The organism is Sulfitobacter sp. UBA4523 (assembly GCF_002388305.1).
GTDB lineage: Bacteria > Pseudomonadota > Alphaproteobacteria > Rhodobacterales > Rhodobacteraceae > Sulfitobacter > Sulfitobacter pontiacus.
In genome coordinates this window covers 13,259-29,378 of record NZ_DGMH01000023.1, presented here as the reverse complement: position 1 = coordinate 29,378, position 16,120 = coordinate 13,259, and the positions used below count along the sequence as shown (strand labels likewise).

Genomic DNA, 16,120 nt, shown 5'->3' with positions numbered 1-16,120 from the left:
GCCGCGGATCTTGTAGGAACGCACCGGCGTCAGATCTTCGCGCTTCAGGAAGATGCGCGCATCGTATCGGGCGGAAAGATGCTCGTTGAGCTGCAGGGGCGTTGCCGGAAACAGGGCACGCAGGGCCTCTTCCGCGACAGCGACGCGGCGGGAAAACTCGTTATCGGACATGGATCACAGACTTAGCTTTTGTGGAACCGGCTCCGGCTCCGAAGGAATGCACGGCCGTCACATGCGGCGGCCGGATAGGCGGAAGCTGTCTAGACGACGCCGCCGCGGGCCGGACATGTCGGGGCGCCGGAAAGCTGCAATGCAGCAGGGCCGCCAGACATGCCGGCGCCGATAATCAGGGACGTGGCTCCGCCGATCGTGATGTTCCATGCCATCGCGCGCCCCTTTCTCTGCTCGATTACCGTTGCGCCAGCCATCGGCCATCCGCGCGAATTTGTAAAGCCGCGCGGACGATCCGCTTCATCGGCGTCGCTGTCGTTGCATGGGCCGAAAGCCGGGACGATAATCGCCCCTCTCAAGCCTGCGCGGGAGAATGCCCGATGGACCTCGTCATGGCAGTCGGCAGCGTGTTCGCCGTTTTCATCCCGGCACTGATGCTGCCGGGGCCCGATTTCCTCGCGGTCGTGCGATCTGCGATGACGCGAGGATCGCGGGCGGGCCTAGCGACGGCGCTGGGCGTTTCGCTGGGTCTCGGCTTCTACGCCGCCCTGAGCCTGATCGGCCTGTCGGCGATCCTGACCCAGTATCAATGGCTGACCTGGTTCGTCCGCATCCTCGGCGGCGCCTATCTCGTTTTCCTCGGGCTGCGGTTGATCATCAAGCGGCCCGATCAAGTGGAGATCGCCGGCGAGGCGCCGCGCGAGCGCAGTGCGCTTCTGTTCGGCTTCGTCGTCACCCTCACCAATCCCAAGGCGATCGTGCTGTTCGCCAGCGTCTTTGCGACGGCCGCGTCCGGCGCCATGCCGTCATCGGTCATGGTGCTGATGATCGGCCTGGTCGTCGCGAGCTCACTGGCCTGGTATTCCGCCGTCAGCCTCTTCATGGCCTCGCCGCCGATCATGGGCAGGTTCCGCGATGTCCGTCACCGTATCGAGCGGCTGGCCGGCGCCTGCTTCGTCGCGATCGGGCTGAAGATCATGTCGGATGCGCGGAGCCCGGTCGCCGCCTGATCGAAAGGGCGCGACCGGGCCGATTGGCGGTCCAAGGCGTCAGACGAAGAGGTCGACCAGTTCGAAGCGCTCCACGTCGACGATGCCCTTGTCGGAGATGCGCAGGCTGGGAATGACCACCAGCGCCAGCAGCGAATGCTGCATATAGGCGTTGTTCAGCGTGCAGCCACAGTCGCGCATTGCCTGCATCATCGCCTCGGTCTTGGCGGCGACGTCGGAGGCGGGGTTGTCGGACATCAGGCCGGCGATCGGCAGCTCGACCATGGCCAGCTCTGCCCCGTCCTTGAAGATGGTGATCCCGCCGCCAACCTCGCGAAGACGGTTCGCGGCCATCGCCATATGCTCGGTATCGGTGCCCACCACGATCATGTGGTGACTGTCATGCGCCACGGTGGACGCCATCGCCATCGGCCCTTGATAGCCAAAGCCCGAGACCAGCGCGTTGACCACAGTGCCGGTACCGCGGTGCCGTTCGACCAGTGCGATCTGGCACACTTCGCCCGTGGACTGCACGCGGCCTTCGGTCACCGGCAGTTCGAATTTCAGTGCGCGGGTGGGGGCCTGATTCTCGACCACGCCGATGACATTCGCGGTGACGGCATTGGCCCCCGCAGGTGCGGTGATCTGGAAATCATCCGCGCCAAGGGCTTTGCCCATGTTGACGGTCTGCCGCGCATGGGGCGGCCAGTCGTAATGCGGGCAGTCTACCAGACACGCGCCATCCTCGGCCACGATCTGCCCCCGCGCGATCACCGTCTCGATGGGGAGTGTTTCGAGGTCAGAGGTCAGGATCACATCGGCCCGCCGCCCGGGCGTCAGCGACCCGATCTCGCGTTCCAGCCCAAAGTGGATCGCGGTGTTGATCGTCGCCATTTGCAGCGCAACCAACGGGTCGCAGCCGCAGTCGATGGCATGGCGCACCACGCGGTTCATATGACCGTCATTCACCAAGGTGCCTGAATGGCAGTCATCGGTGCACAGGATCATGTTGCGCGAATCCAGCCCTTTTTCGGTGATCGCGGTGATCTGTGTTTCAACGTCATACCACGCGGACCCCAGCCGGATCATCGACCGCATCCCCTGACGCATCCGCGCAATGGCATCCGCCTCGCAGGTGCCCTCGTGATCATCCGCAGGGCCGCCCGCCACATAGGCCGCAAAGGCGGGCCCCAGATCGGGGGAGGCATAGTGCCCGCCCACTGTCTTGCCCGCGCGTTGCGTTGCGGCAATCTCGGCCAGCATCTTGGGGTCGCCCGCGGTCACACCGGGGAAGTTCATCATCTCGCCCAGACCGATGATACCGGGCCAGTGCATGGCCTCGGCGACATCCTCTGCCGTGATTTCAAAGCCGGTGGTTTCCAGACCGGGGGCGGATGGCGCACAGGACGGCATCTGGGTGAAGATATTCACCGGCTGCATCAGGGCTTCGTCATGCATCATGCGCACGCCTTCCAGCCCCAGCACATTGGCGATCTCATGCGGGTCGGTGAACATCGACGTGGTGCCATGGGGGATCACAGCGCGGGCAAATTCCGCCGGTGTCAGCATGCCGCTTTCGATGTGCATATGCCCGTCACACAGGCCGGGGATCATATAGCGGCCCTTGGCCTCGATCACCTTGGTCGTGTCGCCTTTGCAATGGCTGGCGTCGGGCCCGACAAAGGCAATGCGCCCCGCCTTGATCGCGATATCATGGTCCGGCAGGGTTTCGCGCGTGTGCACGTTGACCCAGTTACCGCCGGTGATAATCGTATCCGCAGCGCTGCGTCCTGCCGCAACAGCGACCAGTTGATCGGCCACATCGGGCCACGAGGGGAATGTGTGTTCTTTCATACCTGACGTTGACACGAAGATCGCCCGAGGTTCAAGCCAGAGCCGTCCAGCGCCGTGGCGTTTGCACTGTCCGTGCCGACTGGGCTAACTGTCTGCAACCGACAGGACATAAGGCGACCCCATGAAGATCATGTTTGTGCACCAGAATATGCCCGGCCAATACCGCGAGCTGGTGCAATGGCTGGCCGATCAACGCACACACCAGATCTATTTCCTGACCCAACGCAAAAACCCGCCCCGTTTTGATGGCGTCGAGACACGGGTCTACAAGGCGCATCACAGACCGGCAGAGAATGCCTATGGGCTGTCGAAGAACTGGGAGGAATCTACCGGCAACGGCTTGGGGGCCGCCCGCGCGGCCAAACAGATCGAGACCCGCGAAGGGTTCAAGCCCGATATCGTGGTGGGGCATGTGGGCTGGGGGGAGCTGACGTTTTTCAAGCAGATCTGGCCCGATGTCCCGATCATCGGCTTCTTCGAGTATTACTACAGCGATACCGGCGGTCCCGTGGGGTTCGACCCCGAAGACCCGGTGACCGAGAATACACCCTTTCTGTTGCACGCGCGCAATGCCGTGCCGCTGGCCAATATCGAAACCGTCGATATCGGGCTCAGCCCGACCTACTGGCAGCGCGACCGTTTTCCGCAAAGCTTTCACCGCAAGCTCTATGTCTGTCACGACGGGATACGCACAGACCAGCTGCGCCCCGATCCGGCGGTGACGCTCAAGCTGGGGCGGATGGATCGCGCCCTGACCAAGGATGACGAGGTGCTGACCTTTGTGTCGCGCAACCTTGAACGCACGCGGGGCTTTCATGTGTTCATGCGCGCATTGCCACGCATTCTGAAACAACGCCCCGAGGCACGGGTGTTGGTGGTGGGGGGCAACGACACCTCTTATGGCGGCAAAAGCAAACACCCCGGGGGCCTGCGCGCCGAGATGGAGGCAGAGGTGGGCAAGCACGTTGATTGGTCGCGGGTGCATTTTCTGGGCAAGCTGTCCTACGAGGATTACCAGAAGGTTATACAGATCAGCCGCTGCCATCTTTATCTGACCATGCCATTTGTGCTGTCGTGGTCCCTGCTCGAGGCGATGGCGATGGGCGCGACGATCGTCGGCTCTGACGTAGCCCCCGTGCGCGAGGCGATTACCCACGGCGAAACCGGTCTGCTATGCGATTTCTTCGATCCCGACGCGCTGGGCGATCAGGTGGCGGATGTGCTGGGCAATCCGGCGGCCTATGCGCATCTGGGGCCGGCGGCGCGGGCGCATGTGGTCGAGACCTATGACTTCCTGAGCAAATGCCTGCCGGAACATATCGCGCAGATGAATGCATTGGTCCCCGAGGGGCAGCGGATCGCCTTGCCCCGGACCCCCACCACATAGAAAGGACGCCTCATGGAGAAAACGCTGCTGTCGATCGGGCATGGCTTTAGCGCGCGCGCCCTTGCCGCACGGCTGGTGCCGCAGGGCTGGCGCATCGTCGGCACCACGCGCAGCCCCGACAAGGCAGATGCCATCGCGGACACAGGTGTTGAACCCGTCGTCTGGCCGGGGGGCGATCTGGGGGCGTTGATCGCGCAGTTTCCCAATGTGCTCGTCTCGGCCGGACCGGACAGCGCAGGCGATCCGGTCTTGAATGCGGTCGAGGATGCGGTCACCCGCGCCGCGCCCGATCTGCGGTGGGTCGGCTACCTGTCGACAACAGGGGTTTACGGCGACCACGACGGCGATTGGGTGGACGAGGACACGCCGCTGACGCCATCGACCAAACGCGGACGCGCCCGTGTCGCGGCAGAGGCACGATGGCAGGCGATCCCCGATCTGCCGCTGCATATCTTTCGCCTTGCAGGGATCTATGGCCCCGGACGCGGCCCCTTTGCCAAGGTGCGGGCCGGAACGGCGCGGCGGATCATCAAGCAGGGGCAGGTCTTCTCTCGGATCCATGTCGAGGATATTGCCCAAGCGCTTGAGCTGTCCTTGCAGCGGCCCGACCCGGGCGCGGTCTATAATCTGTGCGACGATGACCCCGCGCCGCCGCAAGACGTGATCGCCCACGCGGCAGAGCTGCTTGGCCTGCCCGTGCCCCCCGCGATCCCCTTTGATCAGGCCGATATGACCCCCATGGCCCGCAGCTTTTACGCGGAAAGCAAGAAGGTTCGGAACGACCGTATCAAGCAGGCGTTAGGCTGGGCACCGCAGTTCCCCACCTATCGGGCCGGGCTGGCGGCATTGCTTGCACAAGACAGCTGACCTTTGGGGGGTATATGCACAATATCGAGGAGCGTAGCCTCACCCATCTGCTGGACGGGATGGAGCAAGCGGCCAGCCGCGAGACGGTCACGATCAACGATGTGCTGAACGAATTCGGAGAGCGGTCCCTGCTCCCGTTCATTCTGCTGGCCGCGCTGCTGTTGGTGTCGCCGCTGTCCGGTGTCTTTGGCGTGTCCAGTTTCATGGCGATGGTGATCATCGTGCTGTCGGCGCAGGCGGTCTATGGGCGCAAACGTCTGTGGTTGCCGCAGTTCCTGCTGCGCCGGGAGGTCAAGTCATCGCGGTTGCTGTTCTGCGTGCGGTGGCTGCGCAAGCCCGCGGCGTTTTTTGATCGCCACTCGGGCAAAAGGCTCCAGTTTCTGACGACAGGCCCGATGCGTCTGCTGACGTTGGTGACCTGCGTGATCCTGCCTGTGGGTTGGCCCTTGCTTGAATTCGTGCCCTTCGCGTCGTCCTTCGGGGGCGGAACGGTGGCGCTGTTTGCCTTTGGTCTGTTCACCCGTGACGGGCTTTATGTGCTGCTGGGGTATCTGACGATCCTGCTGACATCGCTGACCTTCTACGCCGTCATTTTCTGACTACCCCAGATAGGCGCGCAGCGCGTCGGGCGGGTTGTCCATCAGCGCTGCGGCAGGCTGCGGCGGATGTGCGGTGCCAGCTTCGACAAAGATCACCTGATCCGCGATGCGGCGCACGTCCTCGGGGGCATGGGTGACCATGATCAACGCGGCTTTGGTCTCTGCGGCGAGGGCGGCCACCAGATCCAGCATGTCGTTGCGCAGGGCGGGGCCAAGTGCGGCAAAGGGTTCGTCGAGCAGGACAAGCGGGCGGGCTTGCACCAGCACCCGTGCGAGGGCCACACGGCTTTGCTGCCCGCCGGAAAGCTCGGAGGGTTTGCGCCCGGCCATCCCCTGCAGCCCGACGCGATCAAGCGCCTCGTGTACACGGGTTTGTTCCGCAGTGCCGAGCCGCAGGTCGGGGCGCAGCCCCAGCCCCACATTCTGCATCACGCTGAGATGGGGAAAGAGGTTGTTGTCCTGAAAAAGCATCGTCATCGGTCGCGCACCGGGGGCGGCTTGGGTGATGTCCTTGCCCTGCCACAGCAGCCTACCGGACCTGAGCGGAATGAACCCGCAAAGCGCCCCCAGCAGGGTGGATTTTCCCGCACCCGAGGGGCCGATCACCGCATAGGTCTGCGCGGGCGCAAGGGTCAGGTCGGCGTGCAGGGTAAAGCTGCCTTGGGTGATCTGCGCGGTCTCAAGCGTCAGCATGCCAGCGCCCTCCCTTGTCGAATATCCAGAAAATCCCAAGCGACAGCGCCAGCAGGATCAGGGCTGCACCGGCCGCGGCCTCCATCCGGTAGGCCCCCATCAACCGGTACATCTGCAGCGGCAGGGTGGCACTGTCGGGGTCGGCGAACAAGGCGATGACCCCCAGATCCCCCATCGACAGGGCACCGGTCAGCCCCGCGGCAAAGCCGATCTGCGGGCGCAAGCGTGGCAGGATCAGCCAGCGCCAAAGCGGCCAGCCGGTCAGCCCCAGCATCTGCGCCTGTCGGCCATAGATCTGCACCGTGTCGCGCAGGCGGGGCACCAGAATACGCAGGGCAAAGGGCAGGGCCATCAGCGCATTGACCAGCGCCGTGACGGGTAAGGCCAGCGCAAAGGGGCTGGCGACAGGGTTGATCAGAATGAACCAGCCGGTGCCGATCATCAGCGGAGAGGCCGCAAGACCCAAGAGGCCCACGGCCTCTACCCCGCCGCGGGCGCGGGTCGCGATCCATCCGGCAAGGGGCAAGGCCAAGGCCAGCAAGACCACCACGCTGATCAGCGCCACGGTGACAGAGGTGCCCGCCGCCTGCCACACGCTGGCTGGCATTTGCGGCAGGCCGATCACCCCGCGCAGCACGACCGAGGTCAGGGGCAGCAGCAGAAACCCCGCCGCCAACGTGATGAACAGCGCGTCGAGCCACCGTTGCAGCCCACCACGTGCGTCCCAGCGGTGCAGGGGGCGGTCCTGCCCGCCGCCCAGACTGATCGCGGGGATAATCCACAGCGCCAGCGCGGCGGTGCTGCCGGCAAGGCCAAGCTGCACCAGCGACAGCAGCGCTGCACGGTTCAGGTCAAAGTCGAAACGGAACGCCTGATAGATCGCAAGCTCGATCGTCGTGGCGCGGGGGCCGCCGCCGAGGGTCAGCGCGACGGCAAAGCTGGTCAGGCAGATCACAAAGATCAACGCTGGGGTGCCGGGCAGGATTTGCCGCAGTAGGGGAAGCTCGATGCTGCGGAATACCGCGCGCGGGGTCAGGTCAAGCTGCGCGGCCAGCCGAAACCGTTCCGCGGGCACGGTCTGCCACGCCTGCAACAACAGCCGCGTGGCCAGCGGGAGGTTGAAGAAGACATGCGCCAGCACCACGCCGTGCAGCCCGTAGATCGTGATGCCGGGCAATCCGACCGCCGCCAGCACCGCATTGAGCCAGCCCGCGCGGCCAAAGACCGCAAGCACCCCCAGCACGGCGACAATCACCGGCAGGATGAACGGAGCCCCCAGCAGCGTGACCAGCAACCCGCGCCCGACAAAGCGCCGTCGCGCCAAGGCGCGGGCGACAGGGATCGCCAGCATGGTAGACAGCAGGGCGGAAAGCGCGGCCTGTAACACGGTAAACCGGATCGCGGACCAATCGGCCGGGCCAAGCCCGCTGCCGAACTCGGCCCGCCACAGCACCGCCCCCACCGCAGCAAGGATCAGCGCCGCCACCAGAACGGCGGCGCTGATGCCGGATTTCGTGCTTATTGCGACAGTGCGGAGAGCCATTCGGCCAATGCTTCCTCGCGCAGGGCGGGCACGTCATCGCTTGGGATCAGCAGCGCCTTGCCCGGTTCGATCAACTGTTCATAGCCTTCGGGCAGCCCGCCTTGGGGCGTAACGGCGGGGTACATCCAGTTGGTCGTGGGCAGCACCGATTGCGCCGCGTCCGATACCATGAACTGCATGAACTGATCGGCCAGCTCGGGCTGGTCGCTGCCTGCCAGTTTGCCGACCACTTCGATCTGCATGTAATGGCCTTCGTCAAAGGCGGCGGCGGCTTTGGTCGCGTCCTCTTCGGCGATCAGGTGGTAAGCGGGGGATGTGGTATAGCTCAGCACCATGTCGGCCTCGCCCTCAAGAAACAGGCCGTAGGCTTCGGACCAGCCCTTGGTCACGGTCACGACGTTATCCGCCAGACCTTCCCAGATCGCAGGGGCCTCGTCGCCATAAGCGTCCTTGACCCACATCAGCAGGCCCAGACCGGGGGTAGAGGACCGCGGGTCCTGAATCACGATCTTGAGGTCACTGTCGGCCAGAGCGCGGAAATTCGCGGGCGGGGTCAGATCGGCGTTATGGACAAAGGCGAAATAGCCCCAGTCATAGGGGACAAAGCTGTCATCCTCCCATGTGACCGGCAGGTCATAATCCGCGTTCACTGTGGCGGGCGCGAACAACCCTGTCTCCTTGGCCGCCGCGATCAGGCTGGTATCAAGCCCCAGCACCAGATCGGCGTCAGACCGCGCGCCTTCCAGCTTGAGCCGCGCCAGCAGCGCCGCGCCATCGCCCATACCGACGAATTTCAGATCGCAGGCGCATTCGGCCTCGAAGGCCGCTTCGATCACGGGGCCGGGGCCCCATTCGGCGACAAAGCTGTCGTAGGTATAGACCACCAGTTCGGGCGTCTCGGCCCATGCCTGCGTGGCGAAAAGCGTGGTGGCAGCAAGTGTAAGATACTTCATGGCATCCTCCAAAATGCGGCGTCAGAAAGCGTTGGAGGTGTATCCAGACCTTCCCTCCGCCGGTGTTAACCGGTTCAGGTTCAACGGGTCCGTGCGCGCACATCTCAGCCTGTCAGGCCCCCCGAGGTGTCTTATCGGTAGAACGCCTGTCGCCCGCGCGCAAGGTGAAACCCCTTGAGGCATGGTGCAGCCCCCGTTAAGGATCACCGCCAAAGGAGCACCGCCCATGTCGATCAACAGCTTTGGCCATCTTTTCCGCGTGACCACCTGGGGCGAAAGCCACGGGCCTGCTTTGGGGGCCACGGTGGACGGCTGCCCTCCCGGTGTGACGATCACCGAAGAGATGATCCAGCACTGGATGGACAAGCGTAAACCCGGGCAGAACAAATACACCACGCAGCGCCGCGAGGCGGATGAGGTGCGGATCCTGTCGGGCGTGTTCGAAGGTGTCACCACCGGCACGCCGATCCAGCTGATGATCGAGAACACCGACCAGCGGTCAAAGGACTACGGCGACATCAAGGACAAGTTCCGCCCCGGTCACGCCGACATCACCTATTTCCAGAAATACGGCATCCGCGATTATCGCGGGGGCGGGCGGTCCTCGGCACGTGAAACCGCGTCCCGTGTGGCGGCGGGTGGCCTTGCGCGCGAAGCGATCAAGGCGATTGCGCCGAATGTGCAGATCACCGGCTACATGGTGCAGATGGGCCCGCACAAGATCGACCGCGATGCGTTCGATTGGGACCAGATCGAACAGAACCCGTTCTGGGTGCCCGACGCCAAAGCGGCCGATGACTGGGCGGCGTATCTGGACGGTCTGCGCAAATCCGGATCGTCCGTCGGTGCGATCATCGAGGTGACAGCGCGCGGCGTGCCCGCCGGCCTTGGCGCGCCGGTCTATGGCAAGCTCGACACCGATCTTGCCGCCGCGATGATGAGCATCAACGCCGTCAAAGGCGTGGAGATTGGCGAAGGCATGTCCGCCGCCATGCTGACCGGAGAGCTGAACGCGGACGAGATCAGCATGGGCCCCGACGGCCCTGTCTATTCGTCGAACCACGCGGGCGGTATTCTGGGCGGCATCAGCACCGGTCAGGACATCGTGCTGCGTTTCGCGGTCAAGCCAACGTCAAGCATCCTGACCACACGCAAGACAATCACCAAGACCGGCGAAGATACGCAGATCATCACCAAAGGTCGCCATGACCCTTGCGTTGGCATCCGCGCCGTGCCGGTGGGAGAAGCGATGATGGCCTGCGTCCTGCTTGACCATATGCTGTTGCACCGCGGTCAGGTTGGCGAGAACCGCGGCATCATCGGCTAAGTCGCGCGGAACGCTTGGATTTTCCGCATGTTGGCGGGAATACGACGCGCAAGTTGACGCGGGGTCTTGCAACTTGAAACCTGCAGGCGCAAGCATGCGCCATGCAAAGCACCACGACAGAGCACCGCCCCGGCCGGGCCATCGCCCTTAAACTGGGGGCGGTCTTTCTGTTCTCGGTCATGGCGGCCCTTATCAAGATCGCGACGGCCACCGTGCCCGCCGCCCAAGCGGTGTTCTACCGGTCGTTCTTTGCCTTCCCGATGATCATCCTGTGGCTATGGCAAAGCGGCGACCTGCGCGACGGGCTGAAGCCGAGCAATCTGATGGGCCACGTCTGGCGCGGCGTTTTCGGGACCACGGCGATGGCGCTGACCTTTGCCGGGCTTAGCCTGCTGCCTCTGCCAGAGGTCACCGCGATCGGCTATGCCACGCCGCTTTTCACGGTAATCTTCGCCGCGATATTCCTGGGCGAACAGGTGCGTGTGTTCCGACTGTCTGCGGTGGCCGTGGGGCTGATCGGCGTGCTGATCGTTCTGTACCCCCGCTTTACCGTAGGCGGGGATAGCGTGTCGCAGCTTGCCATGCTGGGGGCGATGATGGTGGTTGCCGCGTCGATCATGCGCGCGCTTGTCCAGATCCACGTGCGCCGATTGGTGCAAACCGACAGCACGGCGGCCATCGTGTTCTATTTTTCGCTGACCGCGACCTGCCTGTCGTTCCTCACGCTGCCCGCAGGCATGGTGATCAACTGGGAGCCGCTTTGGTGGGTGAACCCCGGTTGGCAAGTCTCGGCACTGTTGATCCTGTCGGGCATGATCGGCGGGGTATCACAGATCATGATCACGGCCTCTTACCGCTTTGGCCCGGTGTCGATGCTCGCCCCGTTCGACTATGCCTCTATGCTGTTTGCGGTGTTGATCGGCTGGGTGCTTTTCAGCGAAATTCCGACGCCTGCGATCCTGATCGGTGCGGGTCTGGTCATCGCCGGCGGTGCCGCGATCATCTGGCGGGAACGGCAGTTGGGACTGGATCGATCCAAATCCAAGGCCAGCAGCACGCCGCAGGGAACGCCCAGCTGACCGGTTGAAATTACGTGCCCTGATTGAATTTCATGTTAGCCTAACCCTCTAGGGTGTGGAGCAGCGGATATCCCGTCGGTGCTGCACCCTGTTTTCTGGGAGGGAAGAAAGATGAAATTTACCAAGATTATCGCAACTGCCGTGTCCATCGGTGTCGGGGCATCTACCGCATGGGCGCAAGACTGTGACCATTCGCATTGGGGCCCTGACGACCAGCTGGGATCGGCGAACCTGATCTCGACCGAGCGCACGTTGGAGGCCGCCAAGCTGATCAAGCAGGGCAAATCGATGCCGCTCGGGATCGTGATCGGGCCGGATACACCTGCCTTCCCGCCCCGTTCGCTGAGCCTTCAGGTGGTCCAGCCGAACCAGCACGGCGGCCAAAAGCTGTCGTCCTTTGGCTATGAGGGCAATTATAACGACGATCTGCTGCAAACTTGGATCGGTATCGGGTCGCAGTTGGACGGGCTTGGGCATCTGGGCGAAGACGGGATGTATTATAACTGCCTGGACGAAAAGGAAATCTCGGCGATCAGCGGCCTGACCAAATTGGGAACGCATGCCGTGCCGCCCTTGGTCGGGCGTGCCGTGATCATCGATATGGCCAAGCACATGGGCAAGGATGTATTGGCCGCCGGTGAGCATTTTGGCGAGGCAGAGATTACCGCCGCGATGGAGGCGCAGCAGATCACGGTAAACGAAGGTGATATCGTGCTGTTTCACACGGGCTGGACCGACGGCATGATGGAAAGCGACCCGACGGCTTGGGGGTCCACCGAACCGGGGCTGAATAACGAAGGCGCGGTGTTTATGGCGTCGATGAACCCGATGGCCGTGGGCGCAGACACATGGGGCCTAGAAGCCATTCCACCGAAAGAGGGGGACAAGGTGTTTTATGGCCATGTCACGCTGCTCAAGGATAACGGCATCTATATTCTGGAGACGATGAACACAGGCCCGCTGGTCGCTGAAGGCGTGCAAGAGTTTATGTTCGTGCTCGGGCAGCCGCTGATCAAAGGCACGGTACAGGCGATGATCAATCCGGTCGCGCTTTACTAACACGACGTGCTGCACCGCAGGTGCGGACATGAAAACGGCGCGGGGGAGAGCCCCTCGCGCCGTTTGTTTTGATGGGGCAGTTCAGGACCGGACGAGCTTTTCGTAGTCTTCCGAAATCTCGCGGGTGAGCGCGCCGACCTCGAAGGTGTAGTCGCCGATCTGTCCGACGGGTGTGACCTCGGCCGCGGTGCCGGTCAGCCAGCATTGCTCGAAGCCTTCCAGCTCTTCCGGCATGATGTGGCGTTCGTGCACGGTCAGGCCCTTTTCCTTGAGCATCCCGATGACGGTCTGACGGGTCAGCCCGTTGAGGAAGCAATCGGCCAGTGGCGTGTGCACGTCGCCGTCCTTGACGAAAAAGATGTTCGCGCCGGTCGCTTCGGCCACATAGCCACGGTAGTCCATGAACAGCGCGTCGGAACAGCCCTTTGCCTCTGCCGCGTGTTTGGAGGTGGTGCAGATCATATACAGGCCCGCTGCTTTGGCGTGCACGGGGATCGTTTCGGGCGACGGGCGCTTCCACTTCGAGATGTCGAGCTTGGCGCCCTTCATCTTGGCGTCCCCGTAATAGTTGCCCCATTCCCAGCCCGCGATGGCCAGACGTACAGGGTTGCGCGCCGCCGAGACACCCATGTCGGGGCCGGCACCACGCCACGCGACCGCGCGGACATAGGCATCGGTCCAGCCGTTCGCCTTGAGCATCTCGTATTTTGCGGCTTCGATCTCGTCCACGGAATAGGGGATTTCGAAATCGAGGTATTGCGCCGATTTGCGCAGCCGTTCCGAATGCTCGCGGCCTTTGAAAATCTTGCCATTGTAGCAGCGTTCGCCCTCGAACACCGATGACGCATAGTGCATGGCGTGGGTCAGGATGTGGACATTGGCGTCGCGCCAATCGACCATTTTACCGTCCAACCAGATTTTGCCGTCGCGATCGTCGTATGCGCCGTCCATGATGTATCCTTCCTCAAAGCACCTCGGGATTTATGAAAATTGCGTGAAACCCGCTGCGTGCAGACATATAATTACGCAAAACATGGGATTCGATAGCCTTTGACTCTTGGAAAGTCAATAACGCTGACGTAAGCTCTTGGCGCAGCAAGGGGAGAGTATAATGGCAGACGGACGCGGCCCATCATCACACACGGGCGAGAACCTGCTGTTCCTGACGGATGAACAGCTGCGGCAGGGGATCGAGGCGATGTTCTTTGCCTACCGCGGTTTTACAGCCGACCCTGACAAGATCCTGGTGGATATGGCCTATGGCCGTGCGCACCACCGTGCGATCCACTTTATCAACCGGGCACCGGGCACGACGGTAAACAACCTTCTGGGGATTTTGGGTGTTACAAAACAATCCCTTAATCGTGTATTGCGCACGCTGATCGCCGATGGTCTTGTCAAAAGCCAAGTGGGAAAAGCAGACAAGCGGGAGCGGCACTTGTATCTGACTGACGCCGGGCGCGCGCTCGAACAGACATTGTCTGATGCACAACGGATGCGGATGCGCAGTGCGTTCCGCGACGCGGGCCCCGAGGCAGTCGCCGGTTTCCGCACCGTGCTAGAGGCGATGATGGACCCCGAAATGCACCATTGTTACACCCGTCTGAAGGAAAACGGCGCGTGAACGAGGCCGACGCACACCTGCTGATCGTCGATGACGACGAACGTATTCGCACGCTGTTGCAGAAGTTCCTGATGCGACACGGATTCCTTGTGACCTCGGCCCGCGACGCGGCCCATGCGCGGCGTATTCTGGCGGGACTGGATTTTGACCTGATCGTGCTGGATGTGATGATGCCGGGCGAGGATGGTCTAAGCCTGACCCGCAGCCTGCGCGAAGACATGCAAACGCCGATCCTGCTGCTGACCGCCAAGGGCGAGACGGGCAACCGGATCGAGGGGCTGGAAGCGGGGGCGGATGATTACCTTGCCAAACCGTTTGAACCCAAAGAGCTGCTGTTGCGGATCAACGCGATCCTGCGGCGTATGCCCGACACTCGTGTGGCTGATACCGCGCCCAAGGTGCTGTCGATGGGGCCGATCCGCTATGACATCGAACGCGGAGAGCTGTGGCAGGGCGACGATCTGGTGCGGCTGACCGCCACCGAAATCCAGCTGATGCGCATTTTTGCGGCCCAACCGGGTGCCGCGCTGAGCCGGTCAAAACTGGTGGAGGAACTGGGCCGTGACCGCGGGCAGGCGCAGGAACGTGCTGTCGATGTGCAGATCACCCGTTTGCGCCGCAAGATCGAAGACAATCCCAAACAGCCCCGCTATCTGCAAACCGTGCGCGGCGCGGGCTATATGCTGGCCCCCGACTGATCACGCGCTGCCTTGGCGGTAAATGTGGTGTCGTGGCGTAAGAGAATTTGCGCCCAAGAAATCGGCACGGTCACTGGAAGCCATGGCGCGGGCGGGCTATGGTCAGGCCAAGTTTGATTGATGGGATTCACGGCAATGACGGATACTCCGGTAGAAGAGATGAGCTTTGAGGCAGCAATGGCCGAACTGGAAAAGGTTCTGGGCCAGCTGGAACGCGGCGATGTGGCGCTGGATGAAAGCATTTCGCTTTATGAACGCGGGGCCAAGCTCAAGAAACGCTGCGAGACAAAGCTGAAGGAAGCCGAAGAGAAAGTCGCGCAGATCACGCTGGATGGCGACGGCAACCCTGTCGGAGTGGCTCCTGTTGGCGGGGTTTGACATCTCGCTTGAGACAGAGCTGACGCGCAAACCGTTTCATGCGGCCATGCCCCATGCTGCGGATCTGGCGATTGGCCAGATCCTGCACGGGCTTGGCGGGTTGGACGGCACCGTGGCCGAGGCGATGCGCTATGCCGTGACAGGCGGCAAGGGCCTGCGGGCCTTTCTAGTGATCGAAAGCGCGCGGCTGCACGGGGTGATGGACGCGCAGGCCGCCCCCGCCGCCGGCGCGATCGAGGCGCTACACGCCTATTCGCTGGTGCATGATGACATGCCTTGCATGGATGATGACGCCCTGCGTCGGGGTCAACCCACGGTACATGTGAAGTGGGACGAGGCGACGGCGGTTCTGGCGGGCGATGCGCTGCAGACATTGGCGTTTGAGCTGGTCGCGGCAACGGGCTGCGGCGACGCTGAACGGGTTGCGCTGGTCACGGGGCTGGCGCGGGCTGCTGGTGTGCGCGGCATGGTGGGCGGGCAGGCGATGGACATCGCCGCCGAAACCGCGCGCCAGCCGCTGACGCTGGACCAGATCACGACGCTTCAGGCCGGCAAGACCGGTGCGCTGATCGAATGGGCCGCGACAGCAGGGCCGGTGATGGCGGGCGATGATGCCGCCGCGCTGCGCAGCTATGCGCGCAACCTCGGACTGGCGTTCCAGATCGCGGATGACATTCTTGACGTCGAAGGCGATGCCGCCACGGTGGGCAAGGCCGTGGGCAAGGATGCCGATGCGGGCAAGGCGACCTTTGTGTCGCTGCTGGGGCTGGACCCCGCCCGCGCCCGTGCCCGTGATCTTGTCGATGCTGCCTGTGATGCCCTGTCCCCCTACGGCAGTGACGCCGAAACCTTGCGAGACGCGGCCCGCTTCGTTATTGCCCGCAAAAGCTGATCCGGTG

General features: G+C 63.1%; 16 protein-coding genes, 1 pseudogene and 1 riboswitch. Of the genes and pseudogenes, 11 read left to right on the top strand and 6 right to left on the bottom strand.

The window, feature by feature from the left end; all coding sequences use genetic code 11:
- Nucleotides 1-171, bottom strand: a pseudogene (locus B3849_RS05795) (threonine dehydratase); the annotation flags it as partial.
- A gap of 380 nt (nt 172-551) precedes the next feature.
- Here B3849_RS05795 and B3849_RS05790 point away from each other — a divergent pair.
- Nucleotides 552-1,181: a LysE family translocator gene (locus tag B3849_RS05790; protein WP_286779909.1), complete on the top strand. Its 630-nt coding sequence runs from the start codon at nt 552-554 to the stop codon at nt 1,179-1,181.
- A gap of 39 nt (nt 1,182-1,220) precedes the next feature.
- Here the strand turns inward: B3849_RS05790 and ade are convergent, their stop codons facing one another.
- A complete protein-coding gene (gene ade / locus B3849_RS05785) occupies nt 1,221-3,014 on the bottom strand; it encodes an adenine deaminase (RefSeq protein WP_286779908.1) in 1,794 nt (597 codons plus the stop codon).
- A 121-nt stretch (nt 3,015-3,135) separates the two neighbouring features.
- Here ade and B3849_RS05780 point away from each other — a divergent pair, with 121 nt between their 5' ends.
- The 3 genes from B3849_RS05780 to B3849_RS05770 are packed head-to-tail and all read left to right on the top strand — an operon-like array spanning nt 3,136 to nt 5,867.
- Nucleotides 3,136-4,401 (top strand): glycosyltransferase family 4 protein, encoded by a 1,266-nt coding sequence (locus tag B3849_RS05780; RefSeq protein ID WP_286779907.1) that lies wholly within the window; start codon nt 3,136-3,138, stop codon nt 4,399-4,401.
- A gap of 12 nt (nt 4,402-4,413) precedes the next feature.
- The gene (locus B3849_RS05775; protein WP_278425334.1) at nt 4,414-5,268 is read left to right on the top strand and encodes an SDR family oxidoreductase; all 855 of its coding nucleotides are present in this window, start codon (nt 4,414-4,416) and stop codon (nt 5,266-5,268) included.
- A 14-nt stretch (nt 5,269-5,282) separates the two neighbouring features.
- On the top strand, nt 5,283-5,867 hold the full coding sequence (locus tag B3849_RS05770) for an exopolysaccharide biosynthesis protein (RefSeq protein ID WP_005850947.1): 585 nt from the start codon (nt 5,283-5,285) through the stop codon (nt 5,865-5,867).
- Here B3849_RS05770 and B3849_RS05765 read toward each other — a convergent pair whose 3' ends face one another.
- From B3849_RS05765 to thiB, 3 genes are read right to left on the bottom strand one after another with little or no spacing between them, the layout of a single operon-like run.
- Nucleotides 5,868-6,560, bottom strand: coding sequence for an ATP-binding cassette domain-containing protein (locus B3849_RS05765; RefSeq protein ID WP_278425335.1), 693 nt, complete (start codon nt 6,558-6,560; stop codon nt 5,868-5,870).
- Nucleotides 6,547-8,103 (bottom strand): thiamine/thiamine pyrophosphate ABC transporter permease ThiP, encoded by a 1,557-nt coding sequence (locus B3849_RS05760; RefSeq protein ID WP_278425336.1) that lies wholly within the window; start codon nt 8,101-8,103, stop codon nt 6,547-6,549. Before B3849_RS05760 ends, B3849_RS05765 begins: the two co-directional genes overlap by 14 nt.
- Nucleotides 8,079-9,056, bottom strand: a complete 978-nt coding sequence (gene thiB, locus B3849_RS05755) for a thiamine ABC transporter substrate binding subunit (RefSeq protein WP_278425337.1) — start codon at nt 9,054-9,056, stop codon at nt 8,079-8,081. The genes B3849_RS05760 and thiB overlap by 25 nt, the downstream gene beginning before the upstream one ends.
- Before the next feature lie 34 nt (nt 9,057-9,090).
- Nucleotides 9,091-9,190, bottom strand: a riboswitch (TPP riboswitch).
- A gap of 92 nt (nt 9,191-9,282) precedes the next feature.
- On the opposite strand from thiB, the gene aroC reads away from it, so the two are divergent.
- The 3 genes from aroC (at nt 9,283) to B3849_RS05740 (ending at nt 12,521) form a co-directional block, all read left to right on the top strand.
- A complete protein-coding gene (aroC, locus tag B3849_RS05750) occupies nt 9,283-10,383 on the top strand; it encodes a chorismate synthase (protein ID WP_278425338.1) in 1,101 nt (366 codons plus the stop codon).
- A gap of 101 nt (nt 10,384-10,484) precedes the next feature.
- Nucleotides 10,485-11,462 (top strand): DMT family transporter, encoded by a 978-nt coding sequence (locus B3849_RS05745; protein WP_037942940.1) that lies wholly within the window; start codon nt 10,485-10,487, stop codon nt 11,460-11,462.
- Nucleotides 11,463-11,573: 111 nt separating this feature from the next.
- Entirely contained in the window at nt 11,574-12,521 is a 948-nt protein-coding gene (locus tag B3849_RS05740) for a cyclase family protein (RefSeq protein WP_278425339.1), read from the top strand.
- An 81-nt stretch (nt 12,522-12,602) separates the two neighbouring features.
- Here B3849_RS05740 and B3849_RS05735 read toward each other — a convergent pair whose 3' ends face one another.
- Entirely contained in the window at nt 12,603-13,472 is an 870-nt protein-coding gene (locus tag B3849_RS05735; RefSeq protein ID WP_278425340.1) for a branched-chain amino acid aminotransferase, read from the bottom strand.
- A 160-nt stretch (nt 13,473-13,632) separates the two neighbouring features.
- Here B3849_RS05735 and B3849_RS05730 point away from each other — a divergent pair, with 160 nt between their 5' ends.
- From B3849_RS05730 to B3849_RS05715, 4 genes are all read left to right on the top strand, one after another.
- On the top strand, nt 13,633-14,145 hold the full coding sequence (locus B3849_RS05730; RefSeq protein WP_005850955.1) for a MarR family winged helix-turn-helix transcriptional regulator: 513 nt from the start codon (nt 13,633-13,635) through the stop codon (nt 14,143-14,145).
- A complete protein-coding gene (locus B3849_RS05725) occupies nt 14,142-14,843 on the top strand; it encodes a response regulator (protein ID WP_005850956.1) in 702 nt (233 codons plus the stop codon). The genes B3849_RS05730 and B3849_RS05725 overlap by 4 nt, the downstream gene beginning before the upstream one ends.
- A 135-nt stretch (nt 14,844-14,978) precedes the next feature.
- A complete protein-coding gene (locus B3849_RS05720; protein WP_005850957.1) occupies nt 14,979-15,221 on the top strand; it encodes an exodeoxyribonuclease VII small subunit in 243 nt (80 codons plus the stop codon).
- Nucleotides 15,175-16,113, top strand: a complete 939-nt coding sequence (locus B3849_RS05715) for a polyprenyl synthetase family protein (RefSeq protein WP_083779626.1) — start codon at nt 15,175-15,177, stop codon at nt 16,111-16,113. Before B3849_RS05720 ends, B3849_RS05715 begins: the two co-directional genes overlap by 47 nt.
- Nucleotides 16,114-16,120: the final 7 nt, after the last annotated feature.